The sequence below is a fragment of the Streptomyces graminofaciens genome (assembly GCF_030294945.1).
GTDB classification, from domain to species: Bacteria; Actinomycetota; Actinomycetes; order Streptomycetales; family Streptomycetaceae; genus Streptomyces; species Streptomyces graminofaciens.
Map to the genome: position 1 here is coordinate 1,044,027 of NZ_AP018448.1, position 20,860 is coordinate 1,064,886.

Annotated in this window: 14 protein-coding genes and 1 pseudogene; 5 read left to right on the top strand and 10 right to left on the bottom strand. The window is 69.6% G+C overall.

What is annotated here, in order from left to right; translation table 11 throughout:
• Positions 1-57 precede the first annotated feature (57 nt).
• Positions 58-612, bottom strand: coding sequence for an FCD domain-containing protein (locus tag SGFS_RS04535; protein ID WP_286247804.1), 555 nt, complete (start codon positions 610-612; stop codon positions 58-60).
• A gap of 220 nt (positions 613-832) precedes the next feature.
• Here SGFS_RS04535 and SGFS_RS04540 point away from each other — a divergent pair.
• A pseudogene (locus SGFS_RS04540) lies at positions 833-2,054 on the top strand (metallophosphoesterase).
• A 543-nt stretch (positions 2,055-2,597) separates the two neighbouring features.
• On the opposite strand, the gene SGFS_RS04545 reads toward SGFS_RS04540, so the two are convergent.
• The 7 genes from SGFS_RS04545 to SGFS_RS04575 all read right to left on the bottom strand — a co-directional run bounded on the left by SGFS_RS04545 (position 2,598) and on the right by SGFS_RS04575 (position 12,934).
• Complete coding sequence (locus SGFS_RS04545; protein WP_286247806.1) at positions 2,598-3,395, bottom strand: alpha/beta fold hydrolase; 798 nt, start codon at positions 3,393-3,395, stop codon at positions 2,598-2,600.
• Positions 3,392-4,996 carry a glycoside hydrolase family 43 protein gene (locus SGFS_RS04550; protein ID WP_286247807.1) on the bottom strand — a complete coding sequence of 535 codons (1,605 nt, stop codon included), beginning with the start codon at positions 4,994-4,996 and terminating at the stop codon, positions 3,392-3,394. The genes SGFS_RS04545 and SGFS_RS04550 overlap by 4 nt, the downstream gene beginning before the upstream one ends.
• Positions 4,997-5,016: 20 nt before the next feature.
• Positions 5,017-6,198: an alginate lyase family protein gene (locus SGFS_RS04555; RefSeq protein WP_286247808.1), complete on the bottom strand. Its 1,182-nt coding sequence runs from the start codon at positions 6,196-6,198 to the stop codon at positions 5,017-5,019.
• 113 nt (positions 6,199-6,311) lie between these two features.
• Entirely contained in the window at positions 6,312-9,728 is a 3,417-nt protein-coding gene (locus SGFS_RS04560; protein ID WP_286247809.1) for a Tat pathway signal sequence domain protein, read from the bottom strand.
• Between the two features lie 14 nt (positions 9,729-9,742).
• Positions 9,743-10,609, bottom strand: coding sequence for a carbohydrate ABC transporter permease (locus SGFS_RS04565; RefSeq protein ID WP_286247810.1), 867 nt, complete (start codon positions 10,607-10,609; stop codon positions 9,743-9,745).
• Complete coding sequence (locus SGFS_RS04570; protein ID WP_286247811.1) at positions 10,606-11,559, bottom strand: carbohydrate ABC transporter permease; 954 nt, start codon at positions 11,557-11,559, stop codon at positions 10,606-10,608. The genes SGFS_RS04565 and SGFS_RS04570 overlap by 4 nt, the downstream gene beginning before the upstream one ends.
• Positions 11,560-11,605: 46 nt before the next feature.
• Complete coding sequence (locus SGFS_RS04575; RefSeq protein ID WP_286247812.1) at positions 11,606-12,934, bottom strand: ABC transporter substrate-binding protein; 1,329 nt, start codon at positions 12,932-12,934, stop codon at positions 11,606-11,608.
• Positions 12,935-13,315: 381 nt separating this feature from the next.
• Between SGFS_RS04575 and SGFS_RS04580 the strand changes: the two genes are divergently transcribed.
• Positions 13,316-14,329, top strand: coding sequence for a hydroxyacid dehydrogenase (locus tag SGFS_RS04580; RefSeq protein ID WP_286247813.1), 1,014 nt, complete (start codon positions 13,316-13,318; stop codon positions 14,327-14,329).
• Positions 14,330-14,396: 67 nt separating this feature from the next.
• Here the strand turns inward: SGFS_RS04580 and SGFS_RS04585 are convergent, their stop codons facing one another.
• Entirely contained in the window at positions 14,397-15,320 is a 924-nt protein-coding gene (locus SGFS_RS04585) for an NADP-dependent oxidoreductase (RefSeq protein WP_286259797.1), read from the bottom strand.
• A gap of 187 nt (positions 15,321-15,507) precedes the next feature.
• Here SGFS_RS04585 and SGFS_RS04590 point away from each other — a divergent pair, with 187 nt between their 5' ends.
• Positions 15,508-15,885 carry a MerR family transcriptional regulator gene (locus tag SGFS_RS04590; RefSeq protein ID WP_286247814.1) on the top strand — a complete coding sequence of 126 codons (378 nt, stop codon included), beginning with the start codon at positions 15,508-15,510 and terminating at the stop codon, positions 15,883-15,885.
• A gap of 31 nt (positions 15,886-15,916) precedes the next feature.
• Here the strand turns inward: SGFS_RS04590 and SGFS_RS04595 are convergent, their stop codons facing one another.
• Entirely contained in the window at positions 15,917-16,729 is an 813-nt protein-coding gene (locus tag SGFS_RS04595) for a helix-turn-helix domain-containing protein (protein ID WP_286247815.1), read from the bottom strand.
• Positions 16,730-16,850: 121 nt separating this feature from the next.
• Between SGFS_RS04595 and SGFS_RS04600 the strand changes: the two genes are divergently transcribed.
• The gene (locus tag SGFS_RS04600) at positions 16,851-18,968 is read left to right on the top strand and encodes an acetoacetate--CoA ligase (protein ID WP_286247816.1); all 2,118 of its coding nucleotides are present in this window, start codon (positions 16,851-16,853) and stop codon (positions 18,966-18,968) included.
• Between the two features lie 60 nt (positions 18,969-19,028).
• Complete coding sequence (locus tag SGFS_RS04605; RefSeq protein WP_286247817.1) at positions 19,029-20,849, top strand: PEP-utilizing enzyme; 1,821 nt, start codon at positions 19,029-19,031, stop codon at positions 20,847-20,849.
• Positions 20,850-20,860: the final 11 nt, after the last annotated feature.

The following is a 20,860-nucleotide window of genomic DNA, read 5'->3' on the forward strand; positions in this document are numbered from 1 at the left end:
CCGGCTCCGGTATGGAGCCGGCGTGGCGGGCTCGGCGGAAGGCCGAGCCCGCCCGGGTCACGCGACCACGTCAGCGCTCATACGGCGACGAAGCGCGGGTCGGGCAACGCTCGCCAGCCCGAGGGCCATCCCGCAGCGCTGTGCCGCCGCCGGTGGCGCTTGCCAACGGTCCAGGCGCACCGGGTCGCCTGGTGCGCTGCGGCGGACGAGCCAGGCTTCGGTGATGTGGGTGAACATCGCCTCGGCCGCACCGCTCGGGTCGTGGGCGGCGATGCGCTCGTACACACGGCGACGGCCGCGGTTGGAGGCGACGTACATGGCGCGCTCGGGCCGGTCCATGTACCGCGTGGTGTTGACGACCTGGCTCTCCAGCGCGCGGACCACCCCACGGGCGATGCGGTTTCCCGACGGCTGCATGATGACGTCGTGGAAGGCGACCCAGCTCGCCCGGCGCGTCCGGTGAAGGGCATCCGCGCCTGACGAGCGTCGGGTTCGTCCTACGCCGATCGCACAGTTGGTTGATCTTTGCGTGCCCAGGTGGTGGGCCTGGACAAGTCCCGGGAGGGACAGTGGCCTCCCCGGTCCGCACCGATGCGGGTTCTCACCCAACACGTCGTCGCGGACCAGCCAGGAGGCTCCGCTGGCGGCGATACCAAGCCGGGGCCATGGCGCCCTGATCGCGGCTCATGCCGAGGGAGGTGTCTGCGGCGGAGTCCTGCCATCCCGCAGAGAGCCTTCGCCCCAAGGGGCCGCGCCCATGAACGCCGGTGCGGCCGGCCCGAGGGCGACCGGATACAGTGCGCGAGACGGCAGCCTGGTCAGGGAGAGAAGCGTGACCGACACCAGCAACACCCGACCCGCCGACAGCGAAGCGCAAGCTCCGCGACAGAGCCGACTGCACCACCTGATGCGCTACCTCCCCCCTGATCGCCCCCGTCCTGCTGTGGGCCGTGCCCTGCTGGGTGCTCCTGCACACCGGCCAGCACTGGCCGCTGCCCGTCACGCTGGTCGGCACCGCCCTGTTCGCCCTAGGCCTAGTCGGTATGCCGCTCGCGATGGTGCGCGGCCACGGCCGGCGCCAGCAGGACCGGGCGGCGATCGTCGGTGACACCCTGCTGGGCACCAGCTGGGTTCTGTTCACCTGGTCCATTCTGCTCGGCGTCCCGTTGCGGCTCGCCCTGACCGTGGCCGGCGTCGACGAGAGTCAGGACCGGGCCCGAATCGTCACTTGGGCCGTCCTCGGCATAACCGCCGTACTACTCGCCTGGGGGTACGCCGAAGCCCGCCGCGTGCCGCGCGTGCGCCGACTCGACGTGCAACTCCCACGGCTGGGTGCCGGGTTGGACGGCACGCGCGTCGTCCTCATCACCGACACCCACTACGGCCCGCTCGATCGCGCTCGCTGGTCGGCGCGGGTATGCGAGACGGTGAACACTCTGGAAGCCGACCTGGTCTGCCACACCGGCGACATCGCGGACGGCACGGCCGAACGCCGCCGCGCCCAGGCCGTCCCACTCGGTACCGTGCGGGCCACCCGGGCCCGTGTATATGTCACCGGCAACCACGAGTACTACAGCGAGGCCCAGGGCTGGGTCGACCTGATGGACGAGCTGGGCTGGGAGCCGCTGCGCAACCGCCATCTGCTGCTCGAACGCGGAGGCGACACCCTCGTGGTCGCCGGCGTGGACGACGTCACCGCCGAGTCCTCCGGCCTGGCAGGCCACCGCGCCCACCTCGCCGGAGCCTTGAACGGCGCCGACCCCGACCTGCCCGTCCTGCTCCTGGCACACCAGCCCAAGTTCATCGACCGGGCGGCAGCCGCCGGCATCGACCTCCAACTCTCCGGCCACACCCACGGCGGCCAGATCTGGCCTTTCCACCACCTGGTCCGCCTCGACCAGCCCGCCCTCGCCGGCCTCAGCCACCACGGCACCCGCACCCTCCTCTACACCAGCCGCGGCACCGGCTTCTGGGGCCCGCCGTTCCGCGTCTTCGCCCCCAGCGAGATCACCCTGCTCGTGCTCCGCTCCCCGCACCTGCCCACCTCGCCGTAGCCCTGGGCGGGCCAACACATCCGCTCGGAGCAGTCCACGAGCCGAGGGATGCGGCGTCGACAGATGACCAGGCCCGTCTCGCCGAGGACAGGATCCGGACGATTCCCGGTGGACTGCTCGATGAGCCGGTTCGCCTGCTCTCGAAGGCCGTCGAGGAACTTGGCGTAGCGGCGGAAGAGAACCTCGATGCTCTGGCCGACGCGGCGGGCGCATTCGGCCGGGTCCACTCCGGATTGGAGCGCTGCGCGACTGCCGCCTCAAGGGCGACGGCGTCCACCACGCGATGCTCGGAATCGCCCGGCCTTTCCCATGGCGGCCGCGAGGCGGCCGTCACGCTCGCCAGGCCTCGCACTGCGTACTTCGGAGCCGGCGCAGGTCACGCCTCCCAGGTCTTCACCGTCCACGCTGACAACCGCGTCTCCATCCGGCTCCGACAGGACGGCCCGGCCCGCTGGAGCTCACCTCCCCGAATCCTGCCCCATCCAGCCAATCCCGACGGGTCTGTACGATCTCCTCCTGCGACCGTCCGATCCAGTTCCAGATCTAGGGCGTTTCCCCGTTGACCCAGTCACGGATGAGCCGGATCGTGCGCTCGGTCCGCTCCTCGTGCAGATAGTGGCCGGTGCCGGGCCAGTACTCGACGCGCGAACCGGGCACCCTTAGCGTGCCGCGCTCCCATTCGGCGGCCTTGTCGAACGTCCACACCGTCAGTGCCGGCTGCGTTCGGCGGCGCAGATACGCCTCGCTGTGCGGGCGGGCACCCACGGCGCCGGGATCGGTGTACATGCCCGCGTAGGCCTGGGCGACGACGTGGTCCGGTGTGCCGAGCATGGTGCGGATGTGCGCCGTACGAAGGCCGGGCGGGGCCTGCGGGGAGAAGGCGCCGGCCACGAAGGAGGCGGCGGCGCGGGCGCCGTGCTTCCGGTACTCGGCGAGGCGGGCCGGGATCTTCGCGATCTCGGCGTCGTGCGCGCCGTGCGCGGGATCGAGGGCGATGACCGACCGCACTGTCTGCGGGTGGCGGATGGCGAGTAGGTTGACGACCTGGACACCCATGGAGTGACCGACGGCGACGACCTGCCCCACACCCAGGGAATCGATCAGAACGGCCAGGTCTTCCGCCATCTCGGCCGGTGTGTTGCCCTCGTCCGGAACCTCGGAGCGGCCGTGGCCGCGCAGGTCGGGGACGAGAACACGGAACCGGTCGGCCAGCGCCTCGGCGTGGGGCGACCACTCCCGCCCGTCGCCGCCCCAGCCGTGCACCAGCAGCAGCGCGGGGGCGTCCTCCGGACCGAGGGAGGTGCAGAAGAGGCGGATACGGCCGAGGTCGTGCAGTGTCATGAGTGGGCGCCCGGGGTGGTGCGGTAGGTGGCATGGGCGAAGTCCGCGTGCACGCCGGAACCGTCGAGGTCCTGCACCCAGAGTCCCAGCATCGCACCGGTGAAGCCCAGGACCCTCAGCTGTCCCTCGTGGAACTCGTCGGCGTGCTCGTCCGACAGGACGGTCGCGTCGAGGACCGGCCCCAGCTCCTGGGGACCTTCGCCGCCGGTGTCGTACGAGAAGTGCAGGTCGGGACCGTCGAGTTCGGCGTGGAGTACGACGGGGCGCCCGGGTGCGAGCGGGATCCTGGGCGGGTGCGCGGTGAGCTTTCCTGCCTCGCAGCTCAGTGCCCGCAGTGCCGGGGAGCCGTCGTCCTCGGCTGTGACGTACAGGTAGTGCCAGTTGCGGGTGTTGTAGTACGCGGTGAGTCCGGCCATGTGGTCGGAGGAACCCGGCGCGAAGGTCAGCTCGGTCTCGAACGAGCAGCGCCGTGCCGTCACCCGCCGGGCGACCAGACTGGGCGTCCGACGGCCGACCGGGGACTGACCGCCCCGGATGCGCAGTCGGCCCGGCGCCGGTTCGACCCACTCCGGATCGGCCGGGCGGCGCAGAGTGGACCAGTCGGGGCCGAGGGCCGGGGCGTCGAAGTGGTCCGTGGCGGGCCGTTGGGGCACCGGAGCGGGAGCCAGGTCGGGCGCCCGTACGGTCACGGCGGGGACCGCGCCCGCGATGCGCGGCCAGCCGTCCTCGGTCCAGGTCACGGGCTGCAGGGCGGTCTCCCGGCCCCGTACGCACCGGCCGCGCTCGCTGTAGGGGCGGGCGGTGATGTGGGCGGCGTACCACTGGCCGTCCTGGGTCTCGACCAGCGAGCAGTGTCCGGCCTTCTGGAGTTCCAGGGTCGGATCGTGCCGGGAGGTGAGCAGGGGTCCGGCCGGGTCGGGCTCGTACGGGCCGAACAGATCCCGGGAGCGGGCGACCGCAGCCCCGTGTTCGTAGCCGGTGCCGCCCTCGGCGTGGACGAGGTAGTACCAGCCGTTCCGACGGTAGAGGTGTGGGCCCTCGGCGACCCCGGCGGCGGTGCCCACGGAGATCGTCCGGGGCGCGCCGAGCAGCTTTCGCGCCGCGCGGTCGTATTCCTGGAGCTCGATCCCGGCGAACGACTCCCGATCCGGGCGCCAGTCGAAGCGCATGTTGAGCAGCCAGCTGCGCCCGTCCCCTTCATGGATGTCGTGGAACAGGGACACGTCGAAGCCCCGGCCGTGCAGCGGCACCGGGTCCGACCACGGGCCCTCGATGGACGGGGCCGTGGTGACGTGGTTGGGGAGGTCCTTCCAGCCCTCCGCGTAGGTGTCGACCACGGTGAACACCAGGTGGAACAGGCCGTCGGCGTACGAGAGTCCGGGTGCCCAGATACCGCCGGAGTCGGGTACGCCCGTCAGGTCGAGCAGGCGTCGGCTGTCCAGGACCCCGCCCAACGACCGCCAGTTCACCAGGTCCCGGGAGTGGTGAAGGCGAACCCCCGGGTACCACTCGAAGGTGGACGTGGCGATGTAGAAGTCGTCGCCGACCCGCAGGATCACGGGGTCGGGTTCGAAACCGCGCAGGACGGGGTTGTGGATCACGAAAAACTCCGCGGGAGGGGTCAGAGGGTGAACAGCAGGGTGCCGAACCCCGGGTGGTCGCACTGGTTGGGCGCGCCCTCCGGCCGGAGCCCGCTCGCCACCTGGGCGGTGTACGGGGCGGACTTGCCGGCGCGCTTCACATAGTGGTTGTAGGCGATCTCGTAGATGTTGCGGTACGTGCCGCGCCCGTCGGTGGAGATGCTCGACCAGTGCCAGTCGCACCGCCCGAACGTGGCGTCGTACGGGACGGTGTTGCCGAGGTTGTACTTGGCTGTGTATTCGTAGCCCGACAGCAGCAGGGAGTTGGAGACGCCGAACATGTCGAGGCCCTGGATCCAGCCGGTCTGGCAGATCTCGGCGAGCGAGCCGAGGATCAGCTGGGCGTACCCCTGGGTGCGGCCGGACTCGCAGCACTGGCCGGTGCCGGACCGGATCAGTTTGGTCAGTCCGCAGCAGCCGTGTGTCATGAAGGCGTTGTACGCGTTGTCGAAGAGGGTGAGGTTGTTGCAGGCCACCGCGATCTGCATCATGCCCTTGAGGCCCATCAGGCCGTAGGCGCCGTCGCCGTAGACGTTGATGAGCGGGACGAAGACGTTCTCGAACATGGCGACCGTGTCGGCGAGTTCAGCGGCCGTCCAGCTGCCCGCCGGGCCGGTGTAGTGCATGATCTCGACGGCGGCTGCGAGTTTGGCCCCGTAGATCCCGGCGGCGAGTTCGGCGTCCTTGCCGTTGATCTCCTCAAGGGCGTTGGTCCAGGACTTGATGATGGTCAGGGCCTTGGTGGCGTGCGCGGTGTCTCGGGTGATGTACCACATGAGGGCGTTCTGGTACGCGGCGTTGCAGTCGTACCAGAGTTCCGCGTTGCCGGGATCGCCGGCGGGGTCGCGGGTGACCGTGGCCCGGCCTCCCGCCATGGTGTAGGAGGAGCGGGAGAAGGAGTCGTTCTTGAAGACGTTGTAGCCGCTCAGCCAGGGTTCGGCGCCGGCCGCGACCTTGGCGCGCATCCGGTCGAGGTCGGCACGGCTGTGCAGCACGCCCGGGTGGGTCAGGGAGGTCAGGCCGGAGGTGACGGCGGCGGCCGGGCCGGCTCCGGCCAGGGACGCTCCGGCGAGGCCCGCCGCGCCGGCGCCGACGGCGGTGATCTGGAGGAAGCGGCGGCGGTTGGGCGGGCCCGGCGTCACGGAGGGTTGCGGCTCTGTCATGGGCTGTCTGTCCTCTTTCACTCGACGTTGAGTGCGGGAAGCGGAGGAGGGCGACGTGGAGTTGAGCGGGGAGCCGGTGCGGTCCCCCGTGCCGCACCGGCTCCCCTGGTCGGTCAGCGGCTCCGGTGGAGCACCAGGGTGCTGAGCGGGCCGAGCTTCGGCCGCTGCCCGGCGCCGATCGTCCTGCCGGTGGCCAGGTCGCGGGCCGGGCCGAACTGCTGACGGGCGGGCAGGGTGAACGTCCTGTCGGTGCTGGTGTTCATGGCGATCAGGTAGTCGCCGTACTCACAGAGGTAGAACGGCGCACGGCCGACGAGCATCGTCTCCACGCCGTCGAAGTGGACGCCGAGGGTGGGGTCCGGGATGTCGTCGGGGATCGGGGCGAGATGGTAGACGTCGCCCTCCTGCGACTGGTGGAGGGTGTCGCCGGGCGGCGGGAAGCCTCCCGGGGGAAGGTGGCCGGCCCCGGGGTCGTTGATGGCGTAGTCCCACAGGATCCAGTCCCGTGCCGTGAACGTCTCATCGGTCGTGCCGGCGCTGCGCTCGCGGACGGTCGCCGAGCGCTGGTCGACGGGCGTGAGGTGGTGGATGCGGGCGTAGTTGTTCACGCCCTGGCGGGACCGCCAGTAGAGGGAGGCGAACAGCAGTTCCTCACCGTTCTTGACGGCCAGGCAGCCGTTCTCCTCGTCGGCGAAGACGAAGTCCGGCTGCTCCCAGGCGGTGGGGATGCGGGCGGGACGGTTGGCGAGGGCCTGGAAGGCGTCCCAGTCGCGGGACACCAGGCGCAGCGCGGCGAGGCCGACACGGGTCCAGGTGTGGTTGATGAGCAGGTCCAACTGCCGGTAGAACTGGCCGTCGTCCACCATCTCCTGGGTCCAGCCGACGATGTCGGGGTCCTTGAACACCGCGGCGGACATCACGGGGTGGGAGTCCCAGGCGGTGCGGGACGCGTAGGCGATCTCGCCCGGATAGACCTCGTTGCGCCAGCCGATAACCGTTTCGATACGGGAGACACGGGCGCCCGTCTCGTCGACGTCCACGACCCGGAACCGGCCGCGCGCCTTGATGATCTTGACCATCTGTTCGCGCAGCTCGGGCGCCTCCTGGGCGTCGTGGCCGCGCGTGACCGACTCGTACATCATGACCAGCCAGTCGATGACCTCACCGTAGCTGCCCACATACCCCAGCTCGCGGGTCAGGCCCGCCTTGGTGACCTGATGGTAGGTCTCGCCGAGCGGCTTGGTGGGGTTGCCGTCCTTGTCCTCCCGGCCGAGGTAGGGCTTCATGCCGAGCGACTGGTACATGTAGTCGCGGGCCTTGTCCTCCGGCAGCGCGAGGTCCGGGTCGAGGAGCCTCAGGCCACGGTTGGCCTGGTACAGGCCGATGGCGCAGATCTGCGACTGGTTGGTGTAGTGCGGGAAATGCTGTCGCCAGTAGTCCCGGCTGGACTTGAGCATGTCGGTGTACGCGGCGCGGCGCACCGGCTGCTCGGGGGCGCCGGAGCTCTTCGGCGCGGTGACGGTCAGGTCGTCGAACCATGCGGTGCCGGGGCCGGACAGCCGCAGATGGAACTCCACCTGGGTGGCGCCGGACGGGGTCTCCAGGTCGATCGAGACCTGCTCCCAGTCGTGGGTGCCCGTGGCCGCGAACTTGCGGTGGTCACTGCCGACGAGCTTGCCGTTCGCGTCGAAGAACAAGGGGTCGATGTGCGCGCCCGTGCCGGTGACACCGTCCGTCCTGATCCACGCGCTGTAGGCGTACGTGCCCTCGCCGACCTGGAACCTGGCCGTGTTGTGGGCGGTGACGAAGCCGTTCGACGCGGTGGCCGCGAGCTTCAGCGAGGCGGTGCCGGAGCGGGAGACGTCCGTGACCCGGGACCAGGTGGCGTCGGCTGTCCTGCCCCAGCTGGGGACGGTCCAGCCCGTGGGGACGGTGCCGGGGCCCTGCTCGAAGCCGGGGTTGCGTATCTCGGCCGGCCCGATCAGCTCCACCGAGTCGAACCAGGCGGTACCGGGGCCGGACAGCCGCAGATGGAACTCCACCTGGGTGGCGCCGGACGGGGTCTCCAGGTCGATCGAGACGTACTCCCAGCCGTGCGTGCCGGTAGTGGCGAACTTCTTGTGGTCGCTGCCGACCAGCGTGCCGCTCGCGTCGAAGAACAGCGGGTCGATGTGCGCGCCGGCGCCGGTGACGCCCTCGGTCCTGATCCAGGCCCCGTAGGTGTACGTGCCCTTGCCGATACGTGTCTTGGGGCTGGAGTAGGTGTACATGTTGCCGCCGGCGGCGGGCACCTGGAGCTTCAGCGAGGCGGAGCCGGCGCGGTGGACCGCCGTGTCCCGCGACCACGTGGCACCGGCGGTCTGCCCCCAGCTGGGCGCCAGCCAGCCCATGGGGGTCTCGTCGCCCTCCTCGAAGCCCGGGTTGGTGATCTCGTACGGGGAGCCGGTGACCCGCTGGTCGAGGCGGTCGCCGAGGTGTTCCCACAGCAGGGCCAGCGTCAGGCCGACGCGGCCGAAGCCCTGCCACTGCTGGTCGGAGCCGGTGAGGATCGAGGCGTCGGACTTCCAGGCCATGTAGCGGCCGTCGATGGCCCGCAGCACGCGGTCCAGGGCGGCGGGGTTCTGGTGGGCGGGGCTCCCCGACCAGAGGTAGCCCTCGGCAAGGGACTGGAACGCGAAGGCGTCCATTCCGGCCGGGTTCGCGGAGGTGAGGTAGAACTTCTGGTCCTTCTCGACGCGCTTGCGTACGGCCTCCAGCACCTCGGGGCCTTCCACGGTGCGCGGCCTGAACTCCGGCGCGGGGCCCTGGACCTCGCCCTTCGGCGGGACGAAGTACGGCTCGGTGTGCGTGTAGATGCGGTAGATGCCCCGGGAGGGCGTCGTCTGCTTCCGGTACAGCTGGTCCGGGTTCTGGCCGTACGACCAGATGCGCCCCATCGCGCGGATCTCCAGCGTCACCTTCTCCTTGCCGGACGTCATGCTCTCCGGCAGCGGCAGCGTGTGGAAGAAGAAGCGGCCCGGGGTGCGCGGGGCGGTGTCCAGGATGTCGAGGCTGTCGACGGCGCCCTCGTCCTGGTAGCCGACCTGACGGCCGTCGACGAAGAGCTGGAGCCGCCACATGTTCGTGCCGGAGCCGGCCTGCTCGGAGGTGTCGTCGTGGTCGTCGCCCCACAGGCGCACCGTGACGTAGGTGGTGTCGGTCGGGCTGACGGCGACGTCGAACTTGAGCGTGCCGCCCCAGTAGCTCGCCGGTGCGGTCGGGTTGAGGACACGGGCGCTCTGGCCGAGGCCGCCGGTGACCATGTCCGAGAGGGTGGCGGTGAGGCCGTGCTCGGCCTCTGACTCGGCGTCACCGAAGACGACTATGTCCAGGGGCTTGCAGACGGCCTTCTTGAACGCGGCCGAGTCGTCGGACTCGGTGACCGGTGCTGCGGCGGCGGGCTGGGAGGTCAGCAGGCCGAGGCCGGCGGCGGCGACGCCGGTCGTCCCGGCGTACTTGAGCACTTCACGTCTTCTGGGAGCGTGGGACACGACGCTGTTCCTTCTTACTTGAGGCTGCCCATGAGGATTCCGCTGCGCCAGTACTTCTGGAGCGTGAACATGAAGATCGCGAGCGGAACGATCGACAGCAGGGACCCGGTGAGGACGAGGGTGTTCATGTCGCGTGCGGTCTGCGCCTGCTGGAGCCACGAGTAGAGGCCCAGGGTGACGGGGAAGGTGCGCTCGCCGTTGAGCATGAACAGGGGGAGGAAGAAGTTGTTCCAGATGTTGATGAACTCGAGCATGAAGATGGTGATGCCGCCGGTGCTCATCAGCCGCAGCGCGACCGCGTAGAAGATCCGCAGCTCACCGGCCCCGTCGATCCGGGCCGCCTCCATCAGTTCGGTGGGCACCGAACTGTCGGCGTACACCTTGCCGAGGTAGACCCCGAACGGGTTGATGAAGTACGGGATGAGCACCGACCAGATGGTGTTGGTGATCCCGATCTCGGAGAACACCAGGTACAGCGGGAAGGCCAGCAGGGTGCTCGGCAGCAGCGAGGCGCCGACGATGACCGCGAAGAGCGCGCCCCGGCCGCGGAAGCCGAACTTCGACAGGCCGTACCCGGCGGCGAGCGAGATGAGGGTGGAACCGGCCGCGCCGAGGGTGGAGTAGAGGACGGAGTTGCCCAGCCAGCGGACGAACACCCCGTCGTGGTAGGTCCAGATGTCCTGGAGGTTGTCGCCCAGGTGGTTGGAGGAGAACCACAGTCCGAACGTGGAGTAGAGGTCGGTCTGGTCCTTGGTCGCGGAGACGATCAGGAACCAGGTCGGGGCGAGCGAGTAGAGCAGGAAGATCACCAGCAGACCGGTGGTGAGCACCACCGCGCGGCGGGAGGGCCGTACGCCGCCCCCGGAGGCAACACTGCTCATGACATCTTCCTGTTCGTGGCGCGGTAGAAGACGAAGGCGAGGATGCCGGTGACGACGGCCAGAACCAGGGACTCGGCGGCGGCGTACTGGTAGTCGCCGACCTTGAAGGCCTTGTCGTAGATCTCCATCATCGGCGTGAAGTCCGTGTTGATGGACTCCGGTGCGATCTGCCGCATGATCAGCGGCTCGCCGAACAGCTGGAGCCGGCTGATCAGCGAGAACATGCCGGTCAGCACCAGGATCCCGGTGATGTTGGGCACCTTGATCGACCAGGCGATCCGCCACTCCCGGGCCCCGTCCAGCCGGGCCGCCTCGTACAGCTCGCGGGGCAGCGCCTGCAGCGAGGCGGAGATAAGGATCATGTTGAAGCCGATCCCCTGCCAGGTGAGCAGATTGCCCAGCGAGAGATAGGTGTTGAGGCCGCCGAAGAAGGTGATCTGCGTGCCTGCGCGTTCCGCGATGTCCAGCAGCGGGCTGCCCGTCGGGCTGTAGAGGAACAGCCACATCAGGGTGGAGACCACGGCGGGGATGACGTACGGGATGAGCAGCGCCGCTCGGAAGAAACGCACCGCGCGGGCGGCCACCCCGTCGAGCAGGAGGGCCAGCAGCAGGGCGATGCCGAGCATCACCGTGATCTGCACCGCGCCGAACAGCAGGGTGCGCCCCATGCTCGCCCAGAACGCGCTGTCACCCAGGACCGAGGCGAAGTTGGCGAAGCCCGTGTAGACGACCCGTGTCGGGCCGAAGCCGAGACCGGTGCCCTTCTTCTCGTACAGGCTCTGGCTGAAGGCGTAGCCGATCGGCACGACGTAGGTGGCCAGGAAGCCCAGCAGGAAGGGGAGCATGAACAGCAGCCCCTTGTAGGCTCCCCGTCTCCCGGCCCGGCGGGGGGAGGTCCGCCGGGCCGGGGAGTCGGTCGCGACCTTCGCCGGTCGCGTCAGGGTGGACACGGGTGTCTCCAAGTAAGAAGTGAGTCGGCTGTCTCCGGGGCGGGGCTCAGTTGCCCGCGACGGCCTTGATGCCCTTGTCGTTGAGGTCGTCGACGGTCCACTTCTCGATGCTCGTGAGCATCTCCTTGACCGTGATCTCCTTCTTCATGACCTTGCCCCACTGCTTCTGCATCTCGGAGTACATGGCCGCGTAGTTCGGGCCGTACTGCCACTGCTCGCCGACCCGGGAGGCGGCGGTCGTGATCACCTCGGCGCTGTCGGACTCGCCGTTGAACATCTCGGTGGGGATGATCTTGTCGACGTACGGGGAGACGTCCGGGACCGCAGGGAAGAGGCCGGACTTGGAGGCGGGGTCGGTGAGCGTGGTCAGCGACTCCTTGCTGCTGGACAGCCAGGCGGCGAACTCGGCGGCGCGGTCCGGGTACTTGCATCCCTTGAGCACGGCCAGGACGTCGAAGTTGCTGGAGGTCCGCGGCTTCGCGGTGTCGAAGACCGGTGAGTCCGCGAGCTGCCACTTGCCCTTCGACTTGGGGAAGTTGGTGTCGTAGATCGGCAGCTGCCAGGTCGACGTCGTCATCGCGATGGTCGTCCCGAGGTCCCAGGTCTTGAAGACGCCCGGGTCGGCGTAGGAGGCGTTGGAGGCGAGGTCGTTGTCGACCAGCCGCTGGACGATGTCTCCGGCCTTCAGCGCCTCGGGCGAGGTGAAGTCGACGACCCAGTGGTCGCCGTCCACCTTGTACCACTGGGCACCCGCCTCCCAGGACAGGTCGACCAGCGTGCTCGGGTCCTCACCGGCCATGTTGAAGATCTTGACCTTCTCGTCCTTCTTCTGCGCCTTCTTGCCGGCCGCGATCAGGTCGTCCCAGGTCTTCGGCGCCTCGATGCCGTACTTCTCGAACAGGTCCGCGCGATAGGCGGTGAACAGCGGTGAGGAACCCATGGGGATACCGAAGGTGGTGCCGCCGGGGCTGACCGCGTTCCACGCGGCGGCCGTGTACTTGCCCTTGTACGGCCCGGCGACCTTGGTGACATCGGTGAGCAGACCGTCCGCGGCGAAGTTCGCCAGGTTCATCCCGTCCATCTTCGACAGACAGGGAGCGGTGCCGGCGTTCACCGCGGCGCGCAGCTTCTGGTAGGCCGTCTCGCCCGCGGGGTTCACGAACTTGACCTGGGTGTCGGGGTGCGCCTTGTTCCACACCTTGGTCTGGGCCTCTATCCCGTCGGTCCAGCTCCAGAACTCCAGGGTGACCTTGCCCTTGGTGGCCTTCGCGGCGGAATCGGATCCGGAGTCGCCGCCCCCACAGGCAGCCAGCAGAAGGGACAGGGACGCCGCGGCGGCCGCTGCGGCGAGGGCTCTGGCACGGAACTGGGACATCGGTCCTCCACGAACGGAAACAGGACGGCGCTGAGGGTGGGGGAACCGGCGCGGTCAGCGGTGAGGCAGGGAAGGCGGGTACGCGGTGGCTCTTCCCGAGGGGCAGTAACCGGTTGTTGTGGACCGTAGGGCGTGAGCAGCCCGAACCACAAGAGGGGAGTCCGGTTTGTTTCGTCTAACTTTCAACAGCGTTACCCAGCGACCCCACTCGACCTGCACTTTTTTCTACCTGGGTCACTTTGAGTAAGCACCATTCTCGAGCGAGCAACCCGTCGCGGTGAGCATTGACCTAAGGGGTGATGCTCTCTAGCGTGGTAACCGTTTTCCTCACTGAGGCCCGATCCGGCCTCTTCCCCGCCCCCGAGCCCAAGCAGGAGCGCCATGCCCCCGCAACCGCTTCCCTCCGCCGTGTTCGCCATGGACCCGATGCATCTGCCGGAGCTCTTCCCGTCGCCGCTCATGACGCGGCTGCGACAGCTCGTGACGGTCGACCCCGGCCTCGTCGTCCAGGACTTCACCGATCCGGCGGCCGTCCGGGCACTGGCGCGGGCCGAGGTGCTGATCACCGGCTGGGGCTGTCCGCACCTCGGCGCGGACGTACTGGCCGCGGCGCCCCGGCTGCGGACCGTGCTGCACGCGGCCGGCAGTGTGCGCAGCCTGATCGGCGACGCCGTCTGGGAGCGAGGGGTCACCGTCTCCAGCGCCGTCCGGGCCAACGCGCTTCCCGTCGCCGAGTACACGCTCGCCGCGATCCTGTTCGCCGGCAAGGACGCCTTCGGGCTCCGGGAGCGCTTCCGGACCGAGCACGCCTACCCCGCACCGGACGAGTACCTGGCCGTCGGCAACCTGGGCCGACGGGTCGGCATCATCGGCGCGTCACGCGTGGGCCGCCGAGTGCTGGAACTGCTGCGGCCCTTCGACCTCTCGGCCGGCCTGTACGACCCGTACGTGGACGAGGCCGAGGCGACGGCGCTCGGCGCGGTGTCACTGTCTCTCGACGAACTGCTGCGTACGAGCGACGTCGTCAGTGTGCACGCGCCCGACACACCGGAGACCCACCGGATGCTCAGCCGCGAACGGCTGGCGCTGATTCCCGACGGCGGCGTACTGATCAACACCTCGCGCGGTGCCCTCGTTGACCCCGAGGCCCTCACCGACGAGCTGGTCGGCGGCCGGATCAGCGCGGTGCTCGACGTCACCGAACCGGAGCCGCTGCCCGCGGACTCCCCCCTCTACCGCCTGCCCAACGTCTTCCTCACCCCGCACATCGCGGGCTCCCTCGGCAACGAGCTGGCGCGCCTCGGCGGCACCGTCGTGGAGGAACTCGAACGACTCGCCGCCGGGCTGCCGCTCTCGCACGGCGTCCGTCGGGGGGAGCTTGCGATCAGCGCATGAAAAAGCGCATGAAAAGACGTCGGCCCGGCCGATTCCGGCCGGGCCGACGAGCGAGGAACGGTGTACGTCAGGCGACGTCCAGCACGATCTTGCCGCGGACCCGTCCGGTCTGGCTGAGGCGGAGGGCGTCAGCGGCCTCGGCCAGGGGCAGCACGCGGTCGATGTGGACCGTGAGGTCGCCGGCGTCGGCGAGAGACGCGAGGGCGGCGAGGTCCTCGGGAACGGGCTGGGTCCACACCTGGTGTCCGCCGAGCCGGGTGACCTCGGGGTCGACGATCGAGGCGACCCGGGAGGGGTCCTTCAACAGCTTCTGGGAGACGGCGACGGCGTCACCGCCCACGCAGTCCACGGCCGCGTCGATGCCCTCGGGGGCCAGCTCCCGCACCCGCTCGACCAGACCGTCGCCGTAGACGACGGGCTCGGCGCCCAGCGAGCGCAGGAACTCGTGGTTGCGTTCGCTGGCTGTACCGATGACCCGAGCGCCCTGGGCGACGGCGATCTGCACGGCGAGGGAGCCGACACCGCCGGCCGCCGCGTGGACCAGGACCGTCTCACCCGCCCCGGCGCCCACCCGGGTCAGTGACTGCAGCGCGGTGAGTCCTACGAGCGGGAGGCCGGCCGCCTGCTGCCAGGTCAGCGAGGCGGGCTTGCGCGCGATGGTGTGCACGGGCGCGGCGACGAACTCCGCGTAGGTGCCGTACTGCACCTGGTCCGTGCGGACGTAACCGAACACCTCGTCCCCGACGGAGAAATGCGTGACGTCCGGGCCGACGGCCTCGACCACACCGGCGACGTCGAAGCCGGGCACGAGCGGCAGGCTGACCTTCAGGATCGAGTCGAGGTGCCCGGCCAGGACGTGCCAGTCGACCGGGTTGACCCCAGCGGCCTTCACCCGTACCAGCACCGAGCCGGGACCCGCTTCGGGCTTGTCGATCTCCGTCAGCTGCAGGGTCTCGGGGCCGCCGTACTGCTGGGCGACGACCGCTCGCATACGTCCCTCGCCCTGCGCACCGGGCAGACGGCTGTCGATGTGGGTCGTCATGTCAGAACTCCTCTTGATCCGTGCCTGGTCCGTGGCGCCCGGTCCGCCGGGCACGGCATTAGGCTAGAACCTCACATCAATGTCAGAGGCAAGTCCCTGCGCAGAGGGTGCGGAGGGTCACAGCCGGGAGGACGACATGCGCATCGGGGAGCTGGCATCACGGTCCGGAGTCAGCGTCCGGTCCCTGCGGTACTACGAGGAGCAGGGGCTGCTCACGAGCACCCGCAGCGCCGGTGGACAGCGGCACTACACGGACACCGACGCGGAGCGGGTCGCATTCGTCCAGCGGTTGTTCGCCGCCGGGCTGTCCAGCCGCACCATCGTGGAGCTGTTGCCCTGCGTCGAGGCACCCAGTGAGCGGAACTCCGACGCCGCGCTGGCGCGCATGGAGCAAGAACACGACCGGCTGAGCCGGCACATCGCCGACCTCGTGCGTACGCGGGACGCACTGGACGCGGCGATGACCTCGGCACGGGCACATCGCGAGGCCCTGCGGACAGCGGCGCCCGACTGACCCGACGCGGGCGGCCCGGACTCGTCGGCGCTCAGGCCCCCGCGCCGGGCCCTCCCAGTCGTTGCGGGGCCGCTTCCACCACCCGCTCCTCTATCCGGTGCACCGCGGCCCGCAGGTCGTCCAGATGCCGACGCGCCACTTCCTGTGCGGACATGACCGACTTGCGCCAGGTCACGTTGACGCACCCCAGCACCTCGCCGTGTACACGGATCGGGACGGCGATCGAGTTGCGGCCGTCGAAGTCGTACTCCGGCGCGCGCACGCTGTACCCGCGTGACCGGGTGGTCGCCAGCAGTTGACGCAGCCACCTGGGGTCGTGGGCGTACTCGTTGCCCGGGACGTCGTGGTCGCGCAGGCGCCGCAGGACCGCTTCCCGCTCACGCTCGGGGCAGAAGGCGACGTAGGCCCGGCCCGAGGCGCCGAGCAGCATGTGGGAGCGGAAGCCGACGGGGGCGACGGGGACGACCTCGTCGAAGTAGGCCTTCGGGCTGTTCGTGTCGATCGTCTCCATGTAGTCCAGCCGCGGCACGGTCAGCACGGAGGGCCACATCACGCGTTCGCACAGCTCTTCCAGGACCTGCGACGCCAACTCGCCGAGCCACTCGGCGTCGTCGTACGGGGCGCGCTGCGGTCGGAGGCTCGCGATGAACGCCCCGTCGGCGAGCCGCTGCCACACCAGGCCCTGCTCGTTGCAGGTGTGCAGGATGCGGAGCAGCGTGGCCTTGGGGATGCCGGTCACCTGGTGCAGATCGTGCAGGCTCGCGGCGCGCATCTCCTGCAGGGTCCGCAGCACCCGCAGGCCGCGCTCCAGAGAGCTGATCGTCTTCACCTGATAGTTCCGCACAGGACCCGCCCTCACCTGCGGAGATGCCGACCGGATTTCACTGGGTGAAAAGTTAGCAGCCGATGGTTGCCCGGTCCATGGCCAGTCGTGGACCGTTCGTTCCGTGACGCGAGGAGGCGACATGGACGTCAAGGCGGCAGCGGGCTCATATGCCCCCGATCCGAAGGCCGGCGCGGCCGACGAGCCAGTGACGGTGGCCGAGGGCGAGCTGCTGTGGACACCCGGCCCGCGACGGGTCGCCGAGGCGAACCTGACGTCCTTCCTGGACTGGCTGGCCCGCGAGTGCGGGCGGCGCTTCGACGGTTACGACGAGCTGTGGCGCTGGTCCGTCACCGATCTGCCGGGTTTCTGGGGCGCGCTGTGGGACTACTTCGACATCCGGTCCGCGACCCCGTACTCCGAGGTGCTCGGCAGCCGTGACATGCCGGGCGCGCAATGGTTCCCCGGGGCGCGGCTGAACTACGCCGAGCATGTGCTGCGCCACGAACGCCCCGGCGCGGACGCCCTGCTGTTCTGCTCGGAAGGCGCCGCTCCGGCCGGGGTGCCGTGGGAGGACTTCGCGGGCCGGGTGCGCATCCTGGCGACGCGGCTGCGCGCACTCGGGGTGCGTCCGGGTGACCGGGTCTGCGGCTATCTGCCGAACGTGCCGCAGGCCGCGATCGCGATGCTCGCGACAACGGCCGTCGGCGCGGTGTGGGCCGGCGCCTCCCCCGACTTCGGGTCACGAGGTGTGGTGGACCGGTTCAGTCAGCTGGGGCCGAAGGTCCTGTTCTGCGTCGACGGCTACCGCTACGGCGGGAAGACCTTCGACCGCCGAGCGGAGGCGCGCCTCATCGCCGAGGCCCTGCCGGGTCTGGAACACGTCATCCACCTGCCCTCTCCCGTGCACGGCGAGACCCGGCCGGTCGTCGACGGCGGACACCCGTGGGCCGACCTGCTGTGGGACGACGTCCTCGACCATCCGCCCGTGTCCGCCGAGGACTTCGCGTTCGAGCACGTTCCCTTCGACCACCCGCTGTGGGTGCTCTTCTCGTCCGGTACGACGGGACTGCCCAAGGCGATCGTGCACGGCCACGGCGGCATCCTGCTGGAGCAGCTGAAGCTGCAGACCTTCCACATGGACCTGCGCGAGGGCGACCGGCCGCTGTTCTTCACCACCACCGGCTGGATGATGTGGAACTTCCTGATCAGCTCCCTGCTGGTCGGTGCCTGTCCGGTGCTGTACGACGGGAACCCGGCCCACCCCGAGCCGGACGTGCTGTGGCGGATCGCGCAGGACACCCGGACCACCTTCTTCGGTGCCAGCCCGGCCTATGTCGACCTCATGAGCAAGGCCGGCATCGTGCCCGGCGAGCGGTACGACCTGTCGGCCCTGCGCACGGTCATGCCGGCCGGTTCACCGGTGTCACCGCAGTGCACCGCGTGGTTCCACCGCAACGTCAAGGCGGATCTGTGGGTGGCCACCGGCAGCGGCGGTACGGACTGCTGCACCGGCTTCGTCGGCGGGGTGCCCACACTGCCCGTGTACGCCGGTGAAATGCAGGCACGGTCGCTGGGCGTCGCCGCGTACGCGTACGACGAGAGCGGCCGCGGGGTCGTGGACGAGGTCGGTGAGCTGGTGATCAGTGAGCCGCTGCCGTCCATGCCGGTGACCTTCTGGGGGCCGGACGGTGACGAGCGGTACCGCCGCTCGTACTTCGGGGACTTCCCCGGTGTCTGGCGGCACGGCGACTTCTTCAAGGTCAACGCGCGCGGTGGCTGCTTCGTGCTGGGCCGCTCCGACGCGACGCTCAACCGGCAGGGGGTGCGCATCGGCACCGCGGAGATCTACCGCGTGGTGGAGGCATTGGACGAGGTCGCCGCAGCCTTGATCGTCAGTCTCGACCTGCCGGACGAGAAGTTCTTCATGCCACTGTTCGTCGCCCTCAAGGAGGGCAGGACGCTCGACGCCGGGATCGAGGACACGATCCGCGCCCGGCTGCGCCGGGAGTACAGCCCCCGGCACGTACCGGACCGGATCATCCAGGTCCCGGCCGTCCCGACCACCCTGACCGGCAAGAAGCTCGAAGTGCCGGCGCGCAGGATTCTGCTCGGCACCCCCGTCGAGGAGGCGGCCGACCGCAGCGCGGTGGCCGACCCCCGCGCACTCGACGCCCTCGCCGAGTACACCCGTACCCAGCGCGACTATCCCCTGGCCGCCCCTGCCGTCGCCACTGCCGCTGCCGCCGGCGCCGTCTGAGCGGCTCCGTCCTCGCCCTCAGCTCCCTGTCCCCTTGAACCGCACCTTTTGGAGAGCACCGTGAACGATGCGAGACCCGCCTCCCGCTTCCCTCTTCCTTCAGAGCTCACCGATGTGGCGGGCGCCGAGGAGTGGGCGTCGATGTATCCCTATTACACCCGGTTCCAGCCCGAGGACGACCAGCGGTTCTGGTTCTACAACGCCATGCACTTCCCCGAGCCGATGCCCGCGTTCGACGCCGTCACGGCGGAGGCGCCCTACACCGCCCTCGGCGCCAACACGGCACGCATGTTCGTCTTCCCCACGACGCTCGGCATCGAGCACCGCATCGTCAACGGCCGGGTCTACATCACCGCCAACCCGGTCACCGACCCGGCGGAGATCCAGCGCAGGCTCGCGCAGTTCAGCGAGCGGGCGGGGCACTACTACGAGAACTGGGACGAGCTGTACCAGGGCTGGGTCACCCGTATCACCGGCCTGATCGACGAGGTGCAGCGGATCGAGGTGCCGCAGCTGTCGGAGTTCGAGGACCCGGACGTCGTCTTCCAGGCCAAGGGCGTGGCCCAGAACCACTACGTGCGCGAGAACTACCACCGGCTCATGGATCTGTACTCCAAGATGTGGCACCACCACTCGGAGTTCCTGATGCTGGGCTACGGCGCCTACGTGGTGTTCTTCGAGTTCTGCAAGAAGTCGTTCCCGGAGATCCCCGACCAGGACGTGGCCCGGATGGTCGCGGGGATCGACGTGATCCTCTACCGGCCCGACGACGAGCTGAAGAAGCTGGCGAAACTCGCTGTCGAATACGGCGTCGACGATCTCTTCGTGGAGGGCTGCGAGCCGGACAAGGTGCTGGCCGCGCTCGCCGCCCGCGGGGACGGGGGACAGCGCTGGCTGAAGGCCATGGACGACGCGCGTGAGCCGTGGTTCAACATGTCGACCGGCGCCGGGTTCTACCACCACCACCGCAGCTGGAACGACGACCTCACGGTGCCGTTCGCGGCGCTGCCCGGCTATGTCGACCAGGCGCGGCGCGGCGAACTGCTCGACCGTCCCACCGAGCAGCTCACGGCGGAGCGCGAACGCATCGCCAGGGAGTACCGCTCCCTGCTGGCCGGCGAGGAGGAACAGGCCGCCTTCGACCAGATGCTCGAACTGGCCCGCGTGGTGTTCCCCTTCGTGGAGGACCACAACTTCTACTGCGAGCACTACTTCACCACGAAGTTCTTCGCGAAGGTGCGCGAGTTCGGTGAACTGCTGTGCGCACAAGGCGTGTTGGCCGACGCCGAAGACGTCTTCCAGCTGAACCACACCGAGGTCGGCCAGGCCCTGACCGATGTGATGCTCGCCTGGGCGGCCGGTTCGAAGCCGGTGGGCTCGGCCCATGTGCGGGAGACAGTGGCCGAGCGCAGGCGGATGCTGGAGTCCCTCGCGGGCTGGTCCCCGCCGCCCGCGCTGGGCCCGGTCCCCGAGGCGCTCAACGACCCGGCGGTGCGCATGCTGTGGGGCATCACCGCGGAGACCATCCAGGCCTGGTCGACACCGGCCGAGGCGGGTGACGACGAGGTGCGCGGTTTCGCCGCCTCACCGGGCGTGGTCGAGGGCACCGCCCGGGTGCTGATGAGCGCCAACGACATAGGCCAGGTACGGGAGGGCGAGGTGCTGGTCTGTCCGGTGACCGCGCCCAGCTGGGGGCCCGTCTTCGGCAAGATCGCGGCCGCCGTCTCGGACATCGGCGGCACCATGTCCCACGCGGCCATCGTGGCCCGCGAGTACGGACTGCCCGCCGTCGTCGGCACGGGCCACGCCACCAAGCGGATCACCACGGGTCAACGACTGCGCGTGGACGGCGACCGCGGCATCGTCACCCTCCTCGACTGACCTCCTCGACC